This is a genomic window from Agrilactobacillus composti DSM 18527 = JCM 14202 (genome assembly GCF_001436375.1).
GTDB lineage: Bacteria > Bacillota > Bacilli > Lactobacillales > Lactobacillaceae > Agrilactobacillus > Agrilactobacillus composti.
In genome coordinates this window covers 1-18701 of the sequence record NZ_AZGA01000070.1, presented here as the reverse complement: position 1 = coordinate 18701, position 18701 = coordinate 1, and the positions used below count along the sequence as shown (strand labels likewise).

Sequence of the window (18701 nt, the reverse complement as noted above, 5' to 3'; positions counted from 1 at the left end):
ATTAGAATTGTTTTGACCAAGAATGGTTTATTTAACGGAGGAAAAATATTATGAGTGAACACAAAGATAACCAGCAAAATTCAAAAGACATGAACGATCGCTATGTGACGTTAGTTGATGATCAGGGTAACGAAGAACTTTATCAAGTACTTTTTACTTTTGATTCTGAGGATTATGGCAAGTCTTATGTCTTGTTATACCCGGCCAGTGCCAAAGAAGATGAAGAAGTTGAAATTCAAGCCTTTTCGTTTAAGCCAGATGAAAACGGGGATGTGGCCGAAGGTGACCTGTACCCAATTGAAGATGACGACGAATGGAATATGGTTGAAGAAGTTTTAAATACGTTCATCAATGACGATGGTACGGATTATTAATTAAAGATTTTATTGCACAGTTATTTTTTGAATGGGTCATTTTGTGGTAAAATAACATTCATTAACTGGGCATTATTTAAAGGAGAATCCTCATGAACGAGGAAAAAAGACGCTTTAAGGCTAATATTGATGGGAAAGACTACGTGATTATTGGGCCTGGTAGTGTGGGCCATATGACCGCAGTGACAGAGTTGTTAAACACACAGCTGGCGGAGATCCAAAACTTGTCCCCCAACATTTCTAAGGAAGATGCCGCCATCTTATTAGCTTTTAATGCCATTTCAGATCAAATTAAATACAAATCGGAACTCAATGATTTGAAAAAACAAAATCAGGACCAGTCACAAGATTAGTCTATAGTTGGTGAAGGAAAAGTATGTTGAGCTTCTTAATTATTTTGGTATTGGCCTATGGAATTTATATAGGTGCCCGCCGTGGTTTAATTTTACAAACAATTTATTCAATCAGCTATCTTGTGTTTTTTGGGATTGCTTATTTGATATATCGCGGTCTAGGTAGTAATCTGACACTTTTGATTCCATACCCGTCAGCCACCACAAGTAGTCATTTTGCTTTTTTTGATGCCAGCTTGGGTTTGAAACTCGACACCGCATTTTATGCCGGGTTTGCTTTTCTTTTGATTCTATTGATTGGCTGGCTGATCATGAAATTTGTTGGTCTGTTTTTGGCACCATTACAATTTTATCCCATGAATTACTCCATGAGCGTCTTAGGTGCGATGATTTTAGCGTTTGTTACAAATTATGTGGGGATCTTTTTGATCCTTTATTTGGTGGCGTTGATTCCCGTTGATGGCTTACAGGCTGCTTTAGGGCATTCTTGGGTCAGTACGGGCATGGTCCGTTATTCACCAATATTGACGGATCTGATCACCAAATGGTGGATCGTGACCCCATAAGTGTCTTATGCGAACGCCGAATACGGTGGACTATTTGTGTTGGCTAAATTGATATTTGAAATTATTGACGAAAGTTTGGCAACCTATTGGCTACCAAACTTTTTTGTTTGAAACACAGCAAGTTGGCTCATTTTTAAAGGGAGCATAGCATGAATCAAAAAATATTAGAAACCTTAGAATTTAAACGCATCACAGATCAAATTGCCACCTATGCCCAAACCGCATTAGGTCAGCAAACAATCCAACAATTACAACCAAGCTCTGATTTTCAAACGGTGGCCCAAGCCATCGCTGAATCCGACGATGGGGCGACGATTTATCGCTTAAAGGGTGGGATTCCGTTAAATACCCTGGAAAATATTGGCCCCCACATTAAACGCTTAAAGATTGGCGCCATGTTAAATGGCAAAGAGTTAGCTGATATTTCCCGTTTACTGCGAACCACCAGTGCGATTCATCGTTTTTTCGAAGACTTACAAGCCGATGCTATTGAATTGACCCAAGCCTACGGTATTGCTGATGAATTGACGCTTTTACCGCAGTTATCTCAACGTTTGCGCCAATCCGTAGATGAAGCCGGGGGCATTCAAGATGAAGCCTCCACCGCCTTACGAGGTATTCGCAGCGGCATTCGGCAATTATCTGATCAAATCCGGAGTAAAATGGACGGCTATACCCGCGGCAATCAAGCCAAGTACTTGAGTGAACCCGTGGTTACTATTCGGGATGACCGCTTTGTCATCCCCGTGCGGTCTGAATATCGCAGTCATTTTGGTGGGGTGATCCATGATCAAAGTACCAGTGGCCAGACTGTTTACGTGGAACCTCAAAGTGTCATGGATCTGAATAATCGCTTGCGCCAATTACAAATCGAAGAATCCCAAGAGATTCAACGCATCTTGGCGGAACTGTCTGAAGCTTTGATGCCTTATTTAACTGAAATCACCAATAACGGCCAGGTTTTAGCCCATTTGGACTTTATCAATGCCAAAGCCCGGTTTGCCCACGAAATCAAAGCTACCAAACCAATATTAAGTCCAGATAACCAAGTGAATTTAAAACAAGCCCGACACCCTTTGATCGCCCCGGACAAAATTGTGCCTAATGATATTTATATTGGTCAAGATTTCCAATGTATCGTGGTTACTGGCCCCAATACTGGTGGGAAAACTATTACTTTGAAAACCCTAGGGTTGTTGCAATTGATGGCCCAATCAGGGTTGTTTATTCCCGCTGAAGAAGAAAGTCAAGTTGGGGTCTTCTCAGACATTTCCGCGGATATCGGCGATGAACAGTCCATTGAACAAAATTTAAGTACGTTCTCTGCCCATATGGAAAATATCATTCATATTCTCCAGCACGTGGATGATCACAGCTTGGTCTTGTTAGATGAACTGGGTGCTGGAACAGATCCTCAAGAAGGGGCTTCTTTAGCCATTGCGATTTTAGATTACTTGGGGAATGTGGGCAGTTACGTGGTTGCTTCTACCCACTATCCAGAATTGAAAGTTTACGGCTATGAACGACCACAGACCATCAATGCCAGCATGGAGTTTGATGTGGCTACCTTACAACCCACGTACCGCTTAATGATCGGGGTACCAGGGCGTAGTAATGCCTTTGATATTTCCGCGCGTCTAGGGATGCCTGAATCAATCGTCGCTAGTGCTAAGAATTTATTAAACGAAGAAAGCCAAGATTTAAACAATATGATCTCGGATTTAGAAAGTCAGCGCAAAGCTGCAGAAACTGAGTATCTAGATTTGAGTCAACAATTAAAACAAGCCCAACAGCTCCATGATGACTTGTCTAAGGCTTACCATGATTTCTTTGTGGAACGGGAAAACCAAGAAAACAAGGCTAAAGAAAAGGCCAATGCCATTGTGGCAAAGGCCCAGGAGAAAGCCGACAAAATTATTAGCCAACTCCGGGCAATGAAACTAAGCGGTGCGAGCAATGTGAAAGAAGACCAATTAATTGCGGCCAACACCAGCCTTAAGAATTTAGTGCAAGAACCGACCTTAAAACAAAATAAAGTTTTACGGCGGGAAAAGAAACGCCAAGCATTAAAACCTGGTGATGAAGTGAAAGTAACTTCTTATGGCACACAAGGCACCTTGCTCAAGCAGGTCAACGCCCATGAATGGCAAGTTCAGATGGGTATTTTAAAAATGAATATCGCCACAGATCAATTACAAAAAGTCAATGCACCGGATAAAAAAGAACCAGTGCGCCAGTTTGCTACGGTCTCTAGTAGCGGCAGCCATGTGTCACCCCAATTAGATTTAAGAGGGGAGCGTTATGATGCGGCCATGGCTGATTTAGACCAATATATTGACGGTGCGCTATTGGCCGGCTATCAACAGGTTACGATCGTCCATGGTAAAGGGACTGGGGCCATTCGTAAGGGTGTTCAGGACTATTTGAAAAATAATCGCCGCATCAAGAAATTTAATTATGCCCCAGCGTCTGCTGGCGGTGATGGGGCTACGATTGCGGTGCTCCAGTAAAAATTTACTAATAATTTGTAAGCAAATCCATTGCAATCTACTGTTTTTTTGGTAGAATGGAAATAGAAATATGGAGGTGTCTGCATATGGTTCAAGAAATTACTGACAAGAACTTTGATTCTGAAACAAAAGATGGCGTTGTCTTAACAGACTTCTGGGCAACATGGTGTGGACCATGTCGGATGCAATCCCCAGTTATTGACAAACTCGAGGAAGAAAACGATGACGTGAAGTTCACCAAGATGGACGTTGACGCCAATCCGGCAACACCACAACAGTTTGGTATCATGGCTATCCCAACTTTGATCATCAAAAAAGATGGTGAAGTTGTGGAAAAATTAGTCGGCTATCAATCTAAAGAACAATTAGAAGCAACTTTAGGGAAATATACCGCCCAAGTCGATTAACTTTAATGACTAAATATATTTTTTAATATATGTATATGTGCAAATCCTTGACTCTGAAAATTGATTGTGACAAAATGATGCGTTCGCTTATTTTGCGGAATGACATTATAAGTTAATCAATTTTCAGAGTTTTTTTATGCAGTTTTCTTTTCATTCCTTTGGTCAGACAGGTATAATTAGGACTAAGGATATCTTAGCGCGCGCAACTTACAAATTCGTTCGCAAGATATGATGATTCTGCTATGGCAATTTTATGTAAATTGACTATAATTTACATGTGATTGTTGAAAACAAATAATACTAATGAGTTTTGGAGGTTTTCACAGTGCGGGAAAAGTGGCAGGTTTTTTGGCAAAACGGCATTGTGCGGTTTTGGATGAAATCAATATTTTATTTCATCATTTTAATGATACTCTTGTATCTTTACAGTTACAGTGGTATCAATAACAGCGGGTTTATTTATAATGAATTTTAGATTGGAGGAAATTGCTGATGGCAATTGCCAATATTATTACAACAATTGATCAAAATGCGCAGTCTTTTCCACAGCGTATTTGTTATGAAGATCAAGGTCAAACTTATTCCTATCAGGCATTAAAAGCGACTTCTGACCGGGTAGCAGCTTTTCTGCAGGCCCAGGATTTACCTAAGGGGTCGCCAGTGGTGATTTATGGGGGGCAAACATTTGCGGTCATTGCCACATTTTTAGGAGCCGTTAAGGCGGGTCATGCTTATATTCCAGTAGATACCCATTCTCCTAAGGAACGCTTGATCCAAATCAATGACGTGGCCCATCCTGGTGCCGTCTTAGAAGTTGAAAGCTTACCGGTGACTTTAAAAAATACTGAAGTTATCAGCGCGGCGACTTTAAAGGCCGTGCGTGATGATACCACTGGGCCAACAGCTTATGATACCAGCGTTAGCGTGACCGAAGATGACAATTTTTATATTATCTTTACCTCCGGCACCACTGGGGTGCCTAAGGGGGTACAAATCAGTCACGCTAATTTATTAAGCTATGTGAATTGGACGTTAAGTGACTTTGATCTTTATCCTGGCATTCGGGCATTATCCCAAGCCCCATATTCCTTTGATTTATCTGTGATGGACTTATATCCCACATTAGCTTTGGGTGGGACCTTGGTAGCTTTACCCAAGGAAATTACTGATAATTTCAAAGATTTATTCGCGGCTTTACCTAACCTTAAAGTCAACGAATGGGTATCTACTCCATCTTTTGTAGAGATTTGCCTGTTGGAGCCAAGCTTTGCCCAAGCCAAGTACCCTGATTTAACGCGGTTCTTGTTCTGTGGGGAAGAGTTGACCCAAAAAACGGCCCGGGAACTGCTCAAACGTTTCCCAGATGCGGAAATCTACAACACTTACGGCCCTACAGAGGCCACGGTGGCTGTGACCGCTGTTCAAATCACCCAGGAGACGGTAGAACAATATAGCCGCCTACCGATTGGTCAAGCAAAACCAGATACGTTGATTTATGCTGTAGACGAGCACGATCAAAAAGTTGAAAATAACGTCAATGGTGAATTGATTATCGCCGGGCCGAGTGTTTCTAAAGGCTATTTAAATAATCCTGAAAAAACGGCCAAGGCGTTCTTCACGTTAGATGGGCAGCAAGCTTATCGCTCTGGGGATTTAGGCTTTATTGATGACCAGGGTATGATTTTTTACCGGGGTCGTACCGATTTTCAAATTAAGATGCATGGTTATCGGATCGAATTAGAAGACGTGGATCAAAACTTGCTACAAGTTAGCTACGTTAAACAAGCCAGTACCGTGCCGCGCTACAATGATTTACACAAGGTCACGCAATTGGTGGCTTATGTGGTCCCTAATAAAAATGAGTTTGAGAGTGATATTAAGCTGACCCAGGCTATTAAAGCTGAATTGAGTCAAAATGTCATGGAATATATGGTTCCCCAACGAATCATTTTTAAAGATAACTTGCCACTGACAGCGAATGGTAAAGTTGATCGTAAAACCCTGATTGCTGAGGTCAATAATTCATGATTAACTTACAGCCCTATGAGAATCCGCAGTATTTTTTCTATTTATTAATTGGGTTGTTGCCAATTATTATTGGAATGCTTTATCAAAAGCGTTTCCGTTGGTATGAATCGCTGTTTTCGCTGGTCTTCTTGTTCTTGATTTTCGATGGGTCTAAGATTTCTCAAGGAATTGCCATCATTGGCTATACGGTTTATGAAACCTTGGTGACTTGGTGGTATTGCCATTATCGGACGAAAGAAAATTCTAAGAATAAAACAAGTATCTTTATCTTAGCGGTGTTCTTGGCTATTTTACCGTTGATCTTTGTGAAGTTCACACCACTCTTTGTGGATGGGAAAGCTTCCATATTTGGTTTTTTGGGTATCAGTTATTTGACCTTTAAAGTAGCTGGGATGATCATGGAAATGCGGGATGGCAGTATCAAGGATTTTCATTTGGTCAAATTCTTGCAATTCTTGCTATTCTTTCCTACAATTTCTTCGGGACCAATTGATCGTTATCGGCGCTTTATTAAAGACTATGACCGTGTTCCCACCCAAGAACAGTATCTGGGTTTATTGCAAAAAGGGGTACACAACATTATGTTGGGCTTCTTTTACAAGTTTGTCTTGGGGTATTTCTTCGGGACGGTCTTATTGCCTAACATTGAGCATTTAGCCATGTTGAGTCGCCACAATTTCTTAGGTCTTTCTTGGCCCTTAGTTGGGGTGATGTATACTTATAGCATGTATCTGTTCTTTGACTTCGCGGGTTATTCATTATTTGCCGTGGGTATCAGTTACATGATGGGCATTGAAACACCTATGAACTTTAACAAGCCATTTCTTTCCTGGAATATTAAAGAGTTTTGGAATCGTTGGCACATGACGTTATCCTTCTGGTTTAGAGATTATATCTATATGCGTTTTGTGTTCTTTATGATGAAACACAAGATATTAAAGAGCCGGATTGCTTTAGCTAATTTGGGTTATCTGGTATTATTCCTAGTCATGGGGATTTGGCACGGCGAAACTTGGTTTTATATTACTTATGGGATTTTTCATGCGGTGGTCATGATTTTGACCGATGCGTGGATTCGCTACAAGCGCAAGCACAAAGGCTGGTTCCCATCTAACAAGTTTACCCATGTCATGTCAGTGGTTTTAACATTCCACGTGGTTTGCTTAAGTTTCTTACTTTTCTCAGGTTTCTTAGACCAATTATGGTTTGGTATTAGATAAAAAATAAAAAGGGGTTTTAAATGATGGATGACGTTCGTACAACTGTATTAAATATTTTAACGGATTTAACAGGTTCTGATGAGGTGAAAGAAAACCCTGATATGAATTTATTTGAAAGTGGTTTATTAGATTCCATGGGGACTGTACAATTATTACTGGAATTACAATCACAATTAGGTGTGGACGCACCAGTTTCTGAATTTGACCGCTCTGAATGGGCTACACCAAACAAAATCGTTGCTAAAGTGGAAAGTATGAAATGAAACTGGGGAGAAAACTCTGGCAAATTTTTGGGCCTCTGATTGTTGCTGCGGTCGCAATACTTATTATCATGCTATTGCCAGCGAATTCGCGGCCAGTGTCTAAAGACACCTTATACAAGGCGTCTAATTCCTTATCGGCCAACGTACTTAAGGGTGAAGAACTGAAGAATCAAGCTTTTGACTCAGGCAACTATGTGCCATTTATTGGGTCTTCTGAGCTATCTCGAATTGATCCTTTCCATCCATCAGTGCTTGCCGCAAAATATGATCGGGGGTATACGCCGTTCCTATTAGGGGCACCGGGTACGCAGTCTTTAACACACTTCTTTTCGGTGCAGGGGATGAGTCAATCCCTGAAGCATAAAAAAGCTGTTGTGATTATTTCACCACAGTGGTTTGTCCGACGGGGGGCACGGCCAAACATGTTTGGCTTTTATTATTCACCCCTGCAAGCCACCTCATTTTTAGAGAATGCCAAAGACAACGAAACGGATCGTTATGCCGCTTATCGGTTATTGCAAATGCCATCTGGTAAATCCGACACCGTTGTCCACAGTGCCTTGTTACAAGTTGCTGCGGGCTTACCGTTGACTAATTTCCAAAAATTCTATTTAAAAAATATTAAAGGTAATATTTTGAAGAACCAAGATAATTTCTTTAGCCGTTTCTCAATTCGTGATCGTAATAATGCGATCACCAGTGGGGAAGAACGCTTGCCTTCAGACTATGATTTCACAGTCCTAGATGATTTAGCTACGCAATTAGGGCAAGGGGAAACCAAATCAAACGACTTTGAAATTAAAGACTCATTTTACAAACGCCAGCTCAAGCCGGTGGAAGCTAAGTTACAAAACTCCCAAACCCACTTTAACTACGAGTTTGGACCGGAGTATTCCGACTTCCAATTGTTGTTAAGTGAGTTTAATCGCCTGCATATGAAAGTACTGTTTGTGATCCCACCAGTCAATCAACGCTGGGCCGATTATACAGGCTTGCCAAATACCACCCTGCAAAACTTTGACCGTAAGATCACGTATCAATTACGGTCGCAAGGTTTTAACAACATTCGTGATATGTCAGCCGATGGGGCGCAGGACTACTTTATGCAAGATACCATCCATTTAGGCTGGCGGGGCTGGTTAGATATGGATCAAAGTGTGCGGCCTTTCTTGAAGCATACTACGGTCAAATCAATCCATTATAAGATGGACGATCATTTCTACACTAAGTCATGGCAGCAAGCACCAGCATCTAGTGTGCCGGACTTAATTGCTAATGCTGAAGCAAATCAATAAATACAGTAAAAAAAGACTTACCATTTTTGAAGTGTCCCACAATTGTTAACCAAGAAAGTCTAACGATTGTGGGGCACTTCATTTTTTTGGTAAGTCTTTTTTAAATAGGTCAATCTGGGGTGACGACATCTTTGGGATCGGTTTGAATCGTGATTTTAATTTGGCCAGCGTGTTTTTCAGGGGCACTGATGCCCTCGGCGACAAACCCCAACTGCTGCTGTAATTGCTGGGCGATAAAGCCGGTTTCTAACTGGAAATCAGCTTGGGGATCCACGGCTAAGCGTTGGCTAATTGGCTCACCACTTAGTTCAAATTCATATTGGGTGCCCTTTTGTTTTAACAGGGTAAGATTGCCAAAGCTGACTAAAACGAAAAAGTTTTGAATACCTGCAAGATCTGGTAGGGGCATTTTTTGTGCCAGCTGTTTGCCGGCCCAATATAAGATCGTGTCACTTTCTTTGCCCAGTAGATCTGGCAGTAACAGGTCGCGTAAAATTGTAATACCGGCAAAACTACTGCCTAGGGTGATATCATCTAATTGCGATAGTAATTTTTCAGACAAAATTGTCTCCTCCTGTGAAGCTGATAGTTTCTATTATACTTTTGCTAGCTGTCCTTGACTACTATTGATTTCAAAACTTGAATTTTTTCCGGAAAAAGGCCAAAATAAGTAAAGCACGGCTAGTTTCAATGTCTATAGTTATCTAGATCTCACTAGCCCAACCGTTGTTCACTTGACGGTTAAAAATCGTATTAATCCCCAAGGATTCATACGTAAAGGAGATATTTTTTGATGAATAAACAACCTATTGGTTTATTGGATTCCGGGGTCGGGGGGTTGACGGTTGTCAAAGAAGCCATGCGTCAATTACCCCATGAACAGTTGATATTTATTGGCGATCAAGCCCGCTTACCTTATGGCCCCAGACCCGTGGCCCAAGTGCAGCAATTTACGTGGGAATTGACCCAATTTTTATTGCAAAAACATATTAAAATGTTAGTCTTTGCTTGTAACACCGCTACTGCTGAAGCCCTGCAAGTTATTAAACCTAAGCTTGATATTCCAGTGATTGGTGTCATTTTACCTGGTAGTCGGGCGGCAATCAAGGCCACAAAAACCGGGCGCATTGGCGTTATTGGCACAGAAGGTACCATTAAATCTGGGGCTTATGCCAGAACGATTCAACGCAAAAATAAGCACATTAAGGTGGTCAGTGTCGCGGCGCCTAAATTTGTACCGTTAGTGGAAAGTAACGAATATGAATCCACTGTGGCTAAAAAAGTTGTAGCTGAAACCCTACGACCTTTTAAAAAGCATCAGGTGGATACCTTGGTCATGGGCTGTACCCATTATCCACTGTTACGGCCGATTATTCAAAATGTGATGGGGGACAATGTGACCTTGATTGATTCCGGGGCCGAAACTGTTAGTGAGGTCTCCACATTGTTAGATTACTTTGAGATTGCTAATGATGATCAAAACTATCATCCTAAACATGAATTTTATACCACTGGTTCTGGGCAAATGTTTGATGAGATCGCCAATGATTGGTTGGAATTAACCGACATTCACGCCCAGGAAGTGGATTTAAAAAAAGCACTGCAACTTACATGAATTGAGGGATCAATATGACTGAATTACCAACTGTGGTGGTGGTTGCCACCAAAAATCCCGGCAAAGCCAGAGAATTTAAAGCGCTGTTTGCCAAAGATGGCATTACCGTCAAAACGTTACTAGACTATCCAGAAATTGAAGATGTTTTAGAAACTGGCCATACCTTTGAAGAAAATGCTCGCTTGAAGGCTGATACGATCAGTGCCACGTTGAATCTACCTGTATTGGCAGATGATTCTGGCTTGATGGTGGCTTATTTACATGGCCAACCCGGAGTGCGTTCGGCCCGCTATGCCGGTGATCATAACGACGCTGCTAACAACGCCAAGTTATTGACCGAGTTAGCCGGTGTCCCTGAAGCTAAGCGTAGCGCTAAATTTCAAACTGACCTGGTATTTGCCAAACCCAATGTACCGCAAAAAGATCTCGTGGTCACTGGGCAAGTTGCTGGTCAAATCGCATTATTCCCTCGGGGAGAAAACGGCTTTGGCTATGACTCATTATTTTTGTTGCCGGATTTAAACAAAACTATGGCAGAAATTTCCAGTGCTCAAAAGAATCAACTCAGCCATCGGGCCCAAGCCATGGCTGAATTGGAGAAACAATGGCGACAATGGTATCAAGCGGAGTAAGCCCCGCTTTTTTAATTTAAAACAGGATAGATTGGAAGTGCTTGAGATGAAATACTTAGTTGTCAGCGACAATCATGGCGATCAAGAAATTTTAAAAACCTTATTGGATCATTATAGTGCATCGGTCACCGCTTTTATCCATTGCGGGGATTCGGAGTTGGATTATCATGACCCTTTGGTGGCTCGAATGACGGCTATCGTACAAGGCAATATGGATTTTGACCGGGAATTTCCCATCACCGCTCAGTTACAATTTGGCGCCGACCATATTTTTGTGACCCACGGCCATCACTATGGCGTCAATCTGGGCTTAGATCATTTATTAGCGGTGGCCAAAGAAGCAGGGGCGAATTTTGCATTTTACGGCCATACGCACCAGTTGGCCTGCGAATACACCCAAGGGGTTTTCATGCTCAATCCTGGCTCCATCAGCCAGCCCCGGGGCCAATATGCAAACCTTGGTGGTACCTATGCGTTAGTAGATTCCCAAGCTAAAAAAATAGTTGTCGATTATTATGATCGACAACTGGCAAAAGTACCGGCGTTACATTTTGAATTTAACCGGTGATTATAAAAAGATACCTTTATAAACTGCAATGGCACAGATACCTGCAACAATGGGGGCAACTACGGGAACCCAACCGTAATCCCATTGGGAGGACCCTTTGTGTTTCAGAGGCAGTAGGCTATGTAAAATTCTTGGGCCTAAATCTCTGGCAGGGTTTAAGGCTGGTCCTGTGGGGCCACCTAGTGAAGCGACTAAGGTCATGACCAAAAAGCCAAGGGCTAGATGGGCGGTGCCTAAATTGTCTTTGAAAAATGGGGCTTTTGTGATACCCAAGGCTGAGAAAACTAAAATAAATGTACCAACATATTCAGAGATAAAACCATTTAACTTACTGGTAGTGGCATCAATGGTACAAAACGTCCCCAAGATATGTTCCGGATCTTCGGTGATATCATAATGGGGTTTGTACATGGCCACAACAACACTCTGGCCAACAATGGCACCAATCATTTGTACCAAAATGTAAGGTAAAACTTCTGACCAAGGGAATAACCCGCTGAAGGCTAAGCCTAAGGTAAAGGCTGGATTGATGTGGTTACCTGAAATACTACCGAATAATAGCGCTGGAATCATGACACCACAGCCGTAACCAATGGCGATGATCATCCAACCACCACTGTTACCCTTGGTGCCTTTGAGATCGACGTTGGCCACAGAACCGTTACCTAAAATCACCATGAAAGCAGTTCCAATAAACTCCGCGGCCAGTCGAACACTCAATGAATACATGTGCGTGCCTCCTCTTAAATTAATAGCTTACTCATCTTACCAAATACTTATGCTTTAGTAAATAACAAGTTATCGTTTTAACAAATAAAACCTTTTCAATTTTTAAGGGTCCCGGTTACCCTTTTGCTGAAAATAGTTCGTAATTTTTTCAAAAAGTTGCATTACTTTCTTAACAGAATTCTGTTAAGCTATTTTTAGTGTTAAGAATAAGGAGAATATATGATATCACAAACAATTGAAACCCTATTAATGGAAAACAAGCGTCACTTTTTGATCCCGGCAGCCCAAGTTGCCTCCGTACAAGGCACCAATACGCTGACCCATGCCTTATTAGTATTGACCAAAATGAAGTATAGCCGTATTCCGGTACTGGATGCCAATTCTAAATTTCTAGGGGAATTGACCATGGCTATGGTCACTGAACAAATGTTAGGCTTGGATAAAATCGATTTGCAGCCCCTGGATAAAATCACGATTGCCCAAGTGATGGATACCAATGTGAAGACGGTGGAAAATCCTTATGATTTGGAAGAAATTTTGCATCTACTAGTTGATAATGCTTTCTTACCCGTGGTATCAAAGCATCAGGACTTCGTGGGAATCATTACGCGACGTGAAATGATGAAAAGTTTAAATTATTTAGCCCATAACTTCGATAAAAATGATATTCTAGTAGATAATCATCGAGATTAAAATTTAGTTAAAAATGAGGGAGATTTTTTATGGCTTTAAGTGCACAAGAAATTATTGATTACATTGGCAACGCCAAAAAGCAAACACCAGTGAAGGTTTACATCAAAGGGGTTATGGCTGATTTAGCTGTGCCAGAAACTATCGAATCTTACTTAGAAACTAAAACTGGTGTTTTATTCGGGGATTGGGCCGAAGTTGAACCATTTTTGGCAGCTAATGCGGCTAAAATCACCAGCTCCCATGTGGAAAATAATGCCCGCAATTCAGCAGTGCCATTGGCTGATTTGAAGGCTTATAATGCCCGCATTGAACCTGGGGCTATCATTCGTAACCAAGTGAGCATTGGCGACAATGCCGTCATCATGATGGGGGCCATCATTAACATTGGCGCCATCATTGGCGCCAATACCATGATTGATATGGGCGTGGTCATGGGTGGCCGCGCCACCGTAGGCCAACACTGCCATATTGGGGCCGGGGCCGTTTTAGCTGGTGTCGTTGAACCAGCATCCGCAACGCCAGTTATTATTGAGGACAACGTTTTAGTAGGCGCTAATGCCGTGGTTATTGAAGGGGTCCATGTGGGCGCTGGGGCGGTTGTAGCTGCCGGGGCCATTGTGACCCAAGACGTCGCTGCCAATACGGTAGTTGCCGGCGTACCCGCTAAAGTCATCAAAACCATTGATGCCAAAACTCGCAGTAAAACAGAATTACAAGATGCTTTAAGAAATATCTAAATTTAACTATACTAGCAAGGCTGTTGACGAACTGTTTGTTTTCAGCCTTTTGCTATTTAAGGAGCGACAACATGCTGTCTGATGAAAAACTGATTCAAATTCGCCGGGAATTACACCAAATTCCTGAAATTGGGTTAGAAGAGTTTGAAACCCAAGCGTTATTATTGAAAATCATTAAAAGCTTCCCCCAAGATAATCTGACTATCAAAACGCATGATACTGGTATTTTAGTCCATGTTACCGGTAAAAAGTCAGATTATACCATTGCTTATCGGACGGATATTGATGGCCTGCCAGTGACAGAAGCTACGGGCTTACCCTATGCTTCTAAGCACCCCGGGCGGATGCATGCTTGCGGTCATGATATCCATATGACCGTGGCTTTAGGTTTATTGTCCAGTTTTGCTAGCAAACAGCCTGAGCATAATTTTCTGTTTATTTTTCAACCCGCTGAAGAAAATGCCAGCGGCGGCAAATTACTTTATGAAAGTGGGGCTTTAAATGAATGGCTGCCCGATGAAATTTATGGGCTCCACGATAATCCCCAATTACCCACTGGTGCCATTGGCTGCCGCCTAGGGACACTTTTTGCTGGAACTTGTGAAATCCACATTACCCTCCATGGTAAGTCAGGGCATGCCGCTTATCCGCATTTAGCCAATGATATGGTGGTTGTGGGCGCGGAATTAGTGACGCAACTGCAAACCATCGTCAGCCGTAATGTGGATCCGATTGAAGGTGGCGTGGTAACCCTAGGCCATTTTGAAGCGGGCACAACGATGAATGTGATCGCCGGGACCGCCCAAATTGACGGGACTATTCGGGCCTTGACTCAGAAGATGAATCTCCATATTCAAAAACGGGTTCGAGAAATTGTGGCTGGCCTAGAAGTGATGTATGATTGCAAGGCTGATCTGGACCTACATCAAGGTGGTTATCTACCCGTGGAGAATAATCCAGAATTGACCAAAAACTTCATTGATTTCATGACCAAACAGCCAAACGTGAACTTTATCGAAACACAACCGGCCATGACTGGGGAAGACTTTGGCTTTATGCTGTCTAAAATCAAGGGCACCATGTTTTGGCTGGGGGTAGATAGCCCCTATGCCTTACATTCTGATCACTTAGCTCCCCATGAAGCGGCTATTGGTAAGGGCATTGCTGCGATTGAACCTTTCTTACGTTATCGTGATAAGCAGGTGGGCGCATGACTGAAAATAATACGGAAGTTGCCACTGGTGCGGTGATTTATACCATCGATGCTAAAGGTGCGTTGAAATTTCTACTAGTTAAAAGCAAGGACCGGAACTTTTGGGGATTTGCCAAGGGCCATGTGGAGGCCGGCGAGACTGGCGAGGCGGCTGCAGTTCGAGAAATTAAAGAAGAAACTAACTTAGATGTGACGGTGGATACCACTTTTCATGATAAAATTACTTATCCATTACCTAATGGCAAGACCAAGGTCTCTATTTTTTACATCAGTCAAGTGGCGCCAGATGTGACCACCACCAAACAATTGGCTGAAATTAGCGATATTGAATGGTTTGATTATGATCAAGCCTTGGCCAAACTGAGTTATGATAATCTAAAAGCGGTGTTAATACGCGCTCACCAATACATTCAAGCACAACTTTAAACGACTAAAAATGAGGGTACCCGGCAATAATTGTCAGGTCCCTCATTTTTAATTAGAACTGGGTTTATCTAAGAATAGGGTGGCTAAAATGCCTAAGACAAGCATTAAGCTCAATAAAGCCAGTTGGGGCAAGTCCAACCAGCCGGTCTTTGGTAAATAAGGGGTGATGCCGCTTTGCCATAAAATAATAGCTGCGGCACCCACTACACCTAAAACCCCGTAGTAGACTTGACTTTCATAGTGTTTCAAGAGATAGTGCATTAATTTTGCAATTAAAACTGTACCCACTAAAGCGCCCACCATAAAGGGTAACATTAAGGCCACAGTTTGCAGATCGCCTTGGGCTGCCACCAGATTGCCCTTGAGTAAATGCCGCAATAAGTCCGCGATGGCCCCCACGGCATTGTAAACCGTGCCATATTGGGAAATGACCATTAACATGATCGATCCAGAAATACCCGGGATAATCATTAAAGCCACGGAGAAGCCCCCGGCAAACAGCATTTGCCCAGCATCTTGCCAAGTCTGTAAGGCTTTAATACTAATGTAACTTTCAGCTTGACCGCTGCCCAATTGGGTTAGGCCTAAAATTAAGGCGAAACCCAGCAATGTGATCAAGGGGTACCACCAGGTGAAGGCAATGGCTCGTACCTTCCGCCAGATAAAGGGGATAATGCCTAAGACCAAGCCTAAGAAAAAAGCGTAGGCGGGAATTGGGAAACGCTGGGACAACCAAAGCACGACTTTGGTGGAGAAAAGAATACCCACAATGGCGCCCAGGCCAATGGGGGTCAAGAAGCGGAGTTGTTGTTTGGGACTTTGTCTGAATTGATTGATGGCCTTGATCAAAGGTTCGTAAAGACCAACAATGACGGCAAAAATACTGCCGGACAAACCAGGGATCACTAGCGCAACACCGATGAGAAAACCTTTGATTAAGTTAATGATAGACAATAAAATATCTCCTTATTTAGGGGGTATGTTTAAATTTAAAGCTGATTCGGGCAATTGGAGCCCATCTTTCTTAAAAGCGGCGAGATAAGCCTTTAAGAAGGCACGTTGAATCGTGACGTCATCGCCGTTTAAAGTATACATCTGGACTTGGTAGACTAAATCACCATGCCCTAGATCCGTCAGGCCCAATAGTTCAGGACCTTGTTTGATGGCCGGGTATTTTGGGAGCAGGTGTTTGTTGACCGTTTCAATGAGCTGTTCTAAAGCGGCGATATCGGTATCATTATGGACCCGTAAGTTAATTAAAACTTGACGGTTACCTCGTGATTTGTTGCTAACGATGGTGATATTGCGATTGGGGATGAAGTTTAAGGTGCCATCGATACTGCGCACTTGCGTGGTCCGCAGGCCAATGGCACTAATATTGCCAGTAATCGTGCCGATAGTTACTAAATCACCCACATCAAATTGCTGTTCGATTAAAATAAATAAGCCAGTGACCAGATCGTTGACAAAACCCTGGGCACCTAGGCCAAAAGCTAAGCTTAAAATACCAGCGCCGGCAATTAGGGTGCCCACCGGGACGCCAATGGTGGATAAAATAGCATAAAGGTAAAAGAAGATCAGTAAGTAAGCATAGGCATTATTTAACAGGGAGTGAATCGTACCTACGCGATTTTTAGAATAATTTTCCTTTTGCTGGTATTGGTGAAAGACCCGGTTGATCACCGCCTTACCCACTTTATTTAAGATGAAAAATAAAATGGATAGGGCAATGATAATGACCAGCTTGCCAATGATTTTGCCGAGAATATTCTCCCAGTTAATACCTTGCCATAAGCGCTGGAAAACGTTGGTATTCTTCTGAATAGACGCAATTGAACTTTCTGTCAACGAGGTTTTGGCAGCCAAATATAAAGAATTCATCATATCCTCCAAGACAATCAGTATAGAAATAAGTTTAACATGCAAGCGAGATGAAAGAAAAGCATTTCCAATAATTGTAGTCGTTGCCAATTAATGATATGCTAAAATTATTAATTGAACATTTCGGAGGTTGATGAATGTGTCAGGTAGTGAAATTGCAGCACTAATCGCAGCGATTGCTTTTTTGATTTTAGTTATTTTCCTTGTGGTTTTCTTAACCAAGATCAGCAAGATCATGACGGAACTTCAAAGCAGTGTCAAATTGGTGAACCAAACAGTAGATATTGTCAATAATAAGGCAGAGGTGCTATCGACTCAGGTTGAGGGGCTTTTGGATAAAAGTAACAAGCTATTAGACGACGTCAATGGAAAGGTCAAAGAAATTGACCCCGTCTTTCAAGCTGCTGGAGACTTAGGCGAAAGCCTGCAAGATTTAAATGCCAGTTCTAGAAATCTTGCCAGTCGGGTCACCAATGCCGCTGAGTCTTCAGGTAAATTGGGCATGGTTGCCCGGGGCGTTGGCGCCTTTAGCCGTTTTCGTAGAGCACGTAAACAATAGGTTTGGAATTTGGAGGTAACGTAATATGAGTAAACATGAAGGTCATTTTTTATTAGGTTTCGTACTTGGGGCCACAACTGCTTTTAGTGCCGCATTGTTATTGGCGCCTAAAACTGGTGAGGAAACGCAAGCGAAACTAAGAGATTTAAAAGATAAAATTACCAGTCGGGGCAAAGTTTATTATGATTACGCCAATGATGCAGCTGCTGATGTTAAGGACAGTTCTTCTGAAAAACTGGGTCAATTATTGGATAAAACGTCGGATACATTAAGTGACTTGGATCTCGATCAAAAAGCCGCCCAAGCTAAGGACTCTTTTGACAATGTGACATCTAATTTACGCAACCACTTTGACGCCGCTAATACCCAACTGAACAAGGGGAAAACGGATAAAGAAAACTATGATGATATTGTCATTGATGCCACCGATAATAATGATGCGGCTGCCAATGAGACTGTACAATCGGCTTTTCAAGAAGCCAAAGAAGCTGGCGAAGAAACGCCTAGCGCACCAACAGCACCAAGTGCAGATAAACCAGAATGATTTCAGCAAATAAAAAATCAGCCGTCATGGCTGATTTCAGATTGAAGACAAACTATACTTTTTCGTTAAAGTTGTAGTTTGTCTTTTT

General features: G+C 42.2%; 21 protein-coding genes and 1 pseudogene. 18 read left to right on the top strand and 4 right to left on the bottom strand.

All coding sequences use genetic code 11. The features are described from left to right. Positions 1-50 precede the first annotated feature (50 nt). From FC83_RS11380 to dltD, 10 genes are all read left to right on the top strand, one after another. Positions 51-374 (top strand): DUF1292 domain-containing protein, encoded by a 324-nt coding sequence (locus tag FC83_RS11380; RefSeq protein ID WP_035452709.1) that lies wholly within the window; start codon positions 51-53, stop codon positions 372-374. 92 nt (positions 375-466) lie between these two features. Next, entirely contained in the window at positions 467-727 is a 261-nt protein-coding gene (locus FC83_RS11375) for a cell division protein ZapA (RefSeq protein WP_035452707.1), read from the top strand. A gap of 23 nt (positions 728-750) precedes the next feature. After that, on the top strand, positions 751-1293 hold the full coding sequence (locus tag FC83_RS11370) for a CvpA family protein (protein ID WP_035452705.1): 543 nt from the start codon (positions 751-753) through the stop codon (positions 1291-1293). Between the two features lie 149 nt (positions 1294-1442). Next, entirely contained in the window at positions 1443-3803 is a 2361-nt protein-coding gene (locus FC83_RS11365; RefSeq protein WP_057002790.1) for an endonuclease MutS2, read from the top strand. Between the two features lie 86 nt (positions 3804-3889). Then, the gene (gene trxA, locus FC83_RS11360) at positions 3890-4210 is read left to right on the top strand and encodes a thioredoxin (protein ID WP_035452703.1); all 321 of its coding nucleotides are present in this window, start codon (positions 3890-3892) and stop codon (positions 4208-4210) included. A 325-nt stretch (positions 4211-4535) separates the two neighbouring features. Continuing rightward, entirely contained in the window at positions 4536-4685 is a 150-nt protein-coding gene (locus FC83_RS16935; RefSeq protein ID WP_081763071.1) for a teichoic acid D-Ala incorporation-associated protein DltX, read from the top strand. A 17-nt stretch (positions 4686-4702) separates the two neighbouring features. Beyond that, positions 4703-6238, top strand: coding sequence for a D-alanine--poly(phosphoribitol) ligase subunit DltA (gene dltA / locus FC83_RS11355; protein WP_035452701.1), 1536 nt, complete (start codon positions 4703-4705; stop codon positions 6236-6238). Continuing rightward, on the top strand, positions 6235-7458 hold the full coding sequence (dltB, locus tag FC83_RS11350) for a D-alanyl-lipoteichoic acid biosynthesis protein DltB (RefSeq protein ID WP_035452700.1): 1224 nt from the start codon (positions 6235-6237) through the stop codon (positions 7456-7458). The genes dltA and dltB overlap by 4 nt, the downstream gene beginning before the upstream one ends. A 23-nt stretch (positions 7459-7481) precedes the next feature. Continuing rightward, positions 7482-7721: a D-alanine--poly(phosphoribitol) ligase subunit 2 gene (gene dltC, locus FC83_RS11345; protein ID WP_420805630.1), complete on the top strand. Its 240-nt coding sequence runs from the start codon at positions 7482-7484 to the stop codon at positions 7719-7721. After that, positions 7718-9016, top strand: a complete 1299-nt coding sequence (gene dltD, locus FC83_RS11340) for a D-alanyl-lipoteichoic acid biosynthesis protein DltD (protein ID WP_052004626.1) — start codon at positions 7718-7720, stop codon at positions 9014-9016. Before dltC ends, dltD begins: the two co-directional genes overlap by 4 nt. A 109-nt stretch (positions 9017-9125) precedes the next feature. Here the strand turns inward: dltD and FC83_RS11335 are convergent, their stop codons facing one another. Beyond that, complete coding sequence (locus tag FC83_RS11335) at positions 9126-9578, bottom strand: DUF2507 domain-containing protein (RefSeq protein ID WP_052004624.1); 453 nt, start codon at positions 9576-9578, stop codon at positions 9126-9128. A gap of 231 nt (positions 9579-9809) precedes the next feature. On the opposite strand from FC83_RS11335, the pseudogene racE reads away from it, so the two are divergent. Then, a pseudogene (gene racE / locus FC83_RS17580) lies at positions 9810-11263 on the top strand (glutamate racemase). 46 nt (positions 11264-11309) lie between these two features. Further along, positions 11310-11831, top strand: coding sequence for a YfcE family phosphodiesterase (locus FC83_RS11320; RefSeq protein WP_035452695.1), 522 nt, complete (start codon positions 11310-11312; stop codon positions 11829-11831). Here the strand turns inward: FC83_RS11320 and FC83_RS11315 are convergent, their stop codons facing one another. After that, positions 11832-12560 (bottom strand): MIP/aquaporin family protein, encoded by a 729-nt coding sequence (locus FC83_RS11315; RefSeq protein ID WP_035452693.1) that lies wholly within the window; start codon positions 12558-12560, stop codon positions 11832-11834. A gap of 219 nt (positions 12561-12779) precedes the next feature. On the opposite strand from FC83_RS11315, the gene cbpB reads away from it, so the two are divergent. From cbpB to FC83_RS11295, 4 genes are all read left to right on the top strand, one after another. Then, positions 12780-13253, top strand: coding sequence for a cyclic-di-AMP-binding protein CbpB (gene cbpB, locus FC83_RS11310; RefSeq protein ID WP_035452691.1), 474 nt, complete (start codon positions 12780-12782; stop codon positions 13251-13253). Between the two features lie 29 nt (positions 13254-13282). Next, positions 13283-13990, top strand: a complete 708-nt coding sequence (gene dapD / locus FC83_RS11305) for a 2,3,4,5-tetrahydropyridine-2,6-dicarboxylate N-acetyltransferase (RefSeq protein ID WP_035452688.1) — start codon at positions 13283-13285, stop codon at positions 13988-13990. Between the two features lie 71 nt (positions 13991-14061). Then, positions 14062-15204, top strand: coding sequence for an N-acetyldiaminopimelate deacetylase (locus FC83_RS11300; RefSeq protein ID WP_035452685.1), 1143 nt, complete (start codon positions 14062-14064; stop codon positions 15202-15204). Further along, the gene (locus FC83_RS11295; RefSeq protein ID WP_035452682.1) at positions 15201-15629 is read left to right on the top strand and encodes a bis(5'-nucleosyl)-tetraphosphatase; all 429 of its coding nucleotides are present in this window, start codon (positions 15201-15203) and stop codon (positions 15627-15629) included. Before FC83_RS11300 ends, FC83_RS11295 begins: the two co-directional genes overlap by 4 nt. Before the next feature lie 48 nt (positions 15630-15677). On the opposite strand, the gene FC83_RS11290 is transcribed toward FC83_RS11295, so the two are convergent. Together FC83_RS11290 and FC83_RS11285 are read right to left on the bottom strand one after the other, a co-directional pair. Next, the gene (locus tag FC83_RS11290) at positions 15678-16577 is read right to left on the bottom strand and encodes a DUF368 domain-containing protein (RefSeq protein WP_035452823.1); all 900 of its coding nucleotides are present in this window, start codon (positions 16575-16577) and stop codon (positions 15678-15680) included. Between the two features lie 18 nt (positions 16578-16595). Then, the gene (locus FC83_RS11285) at positions 16596-17513 is read right to left on the bottom strand and encodes a mechanosensitive ion channel family protein (protein WP_236700833.1); all 918 of its coding nucleotides are present in this window, start codon (positions 17511-17513) and stop codon (positions 16596-16598) included. 136 nt (positions 17514-17649) lie between these two features. Between FC83_RS11285 and FC83_RS11280 the strand changes: the two genes are divergently transcribed. Next, positions 17650-18069, top strand: a complete 420-nt coding sequence (locus tag FC83_RS11280) for a DUF948 domain-containing protein (protein ID WP_035452679.1) — start codon at positions 17650-17652, stop codon at positions 18067-18069. Between the two features lie 25 nt (positions 18070-18094). Continuing rightward, positions 18095-18613: a YtxH domain-containing protein gene (locus FC83_RS11275; RefSeq protein WP_052004622.1), complete on the top strand. Its 519-nt coding sequence runs from the start codon at positions 18095-18097 to the stop codon at positions 18611-18613. The last annotated feature ends 88 nt before the right edge of the window (positions 18614-18701 follow it).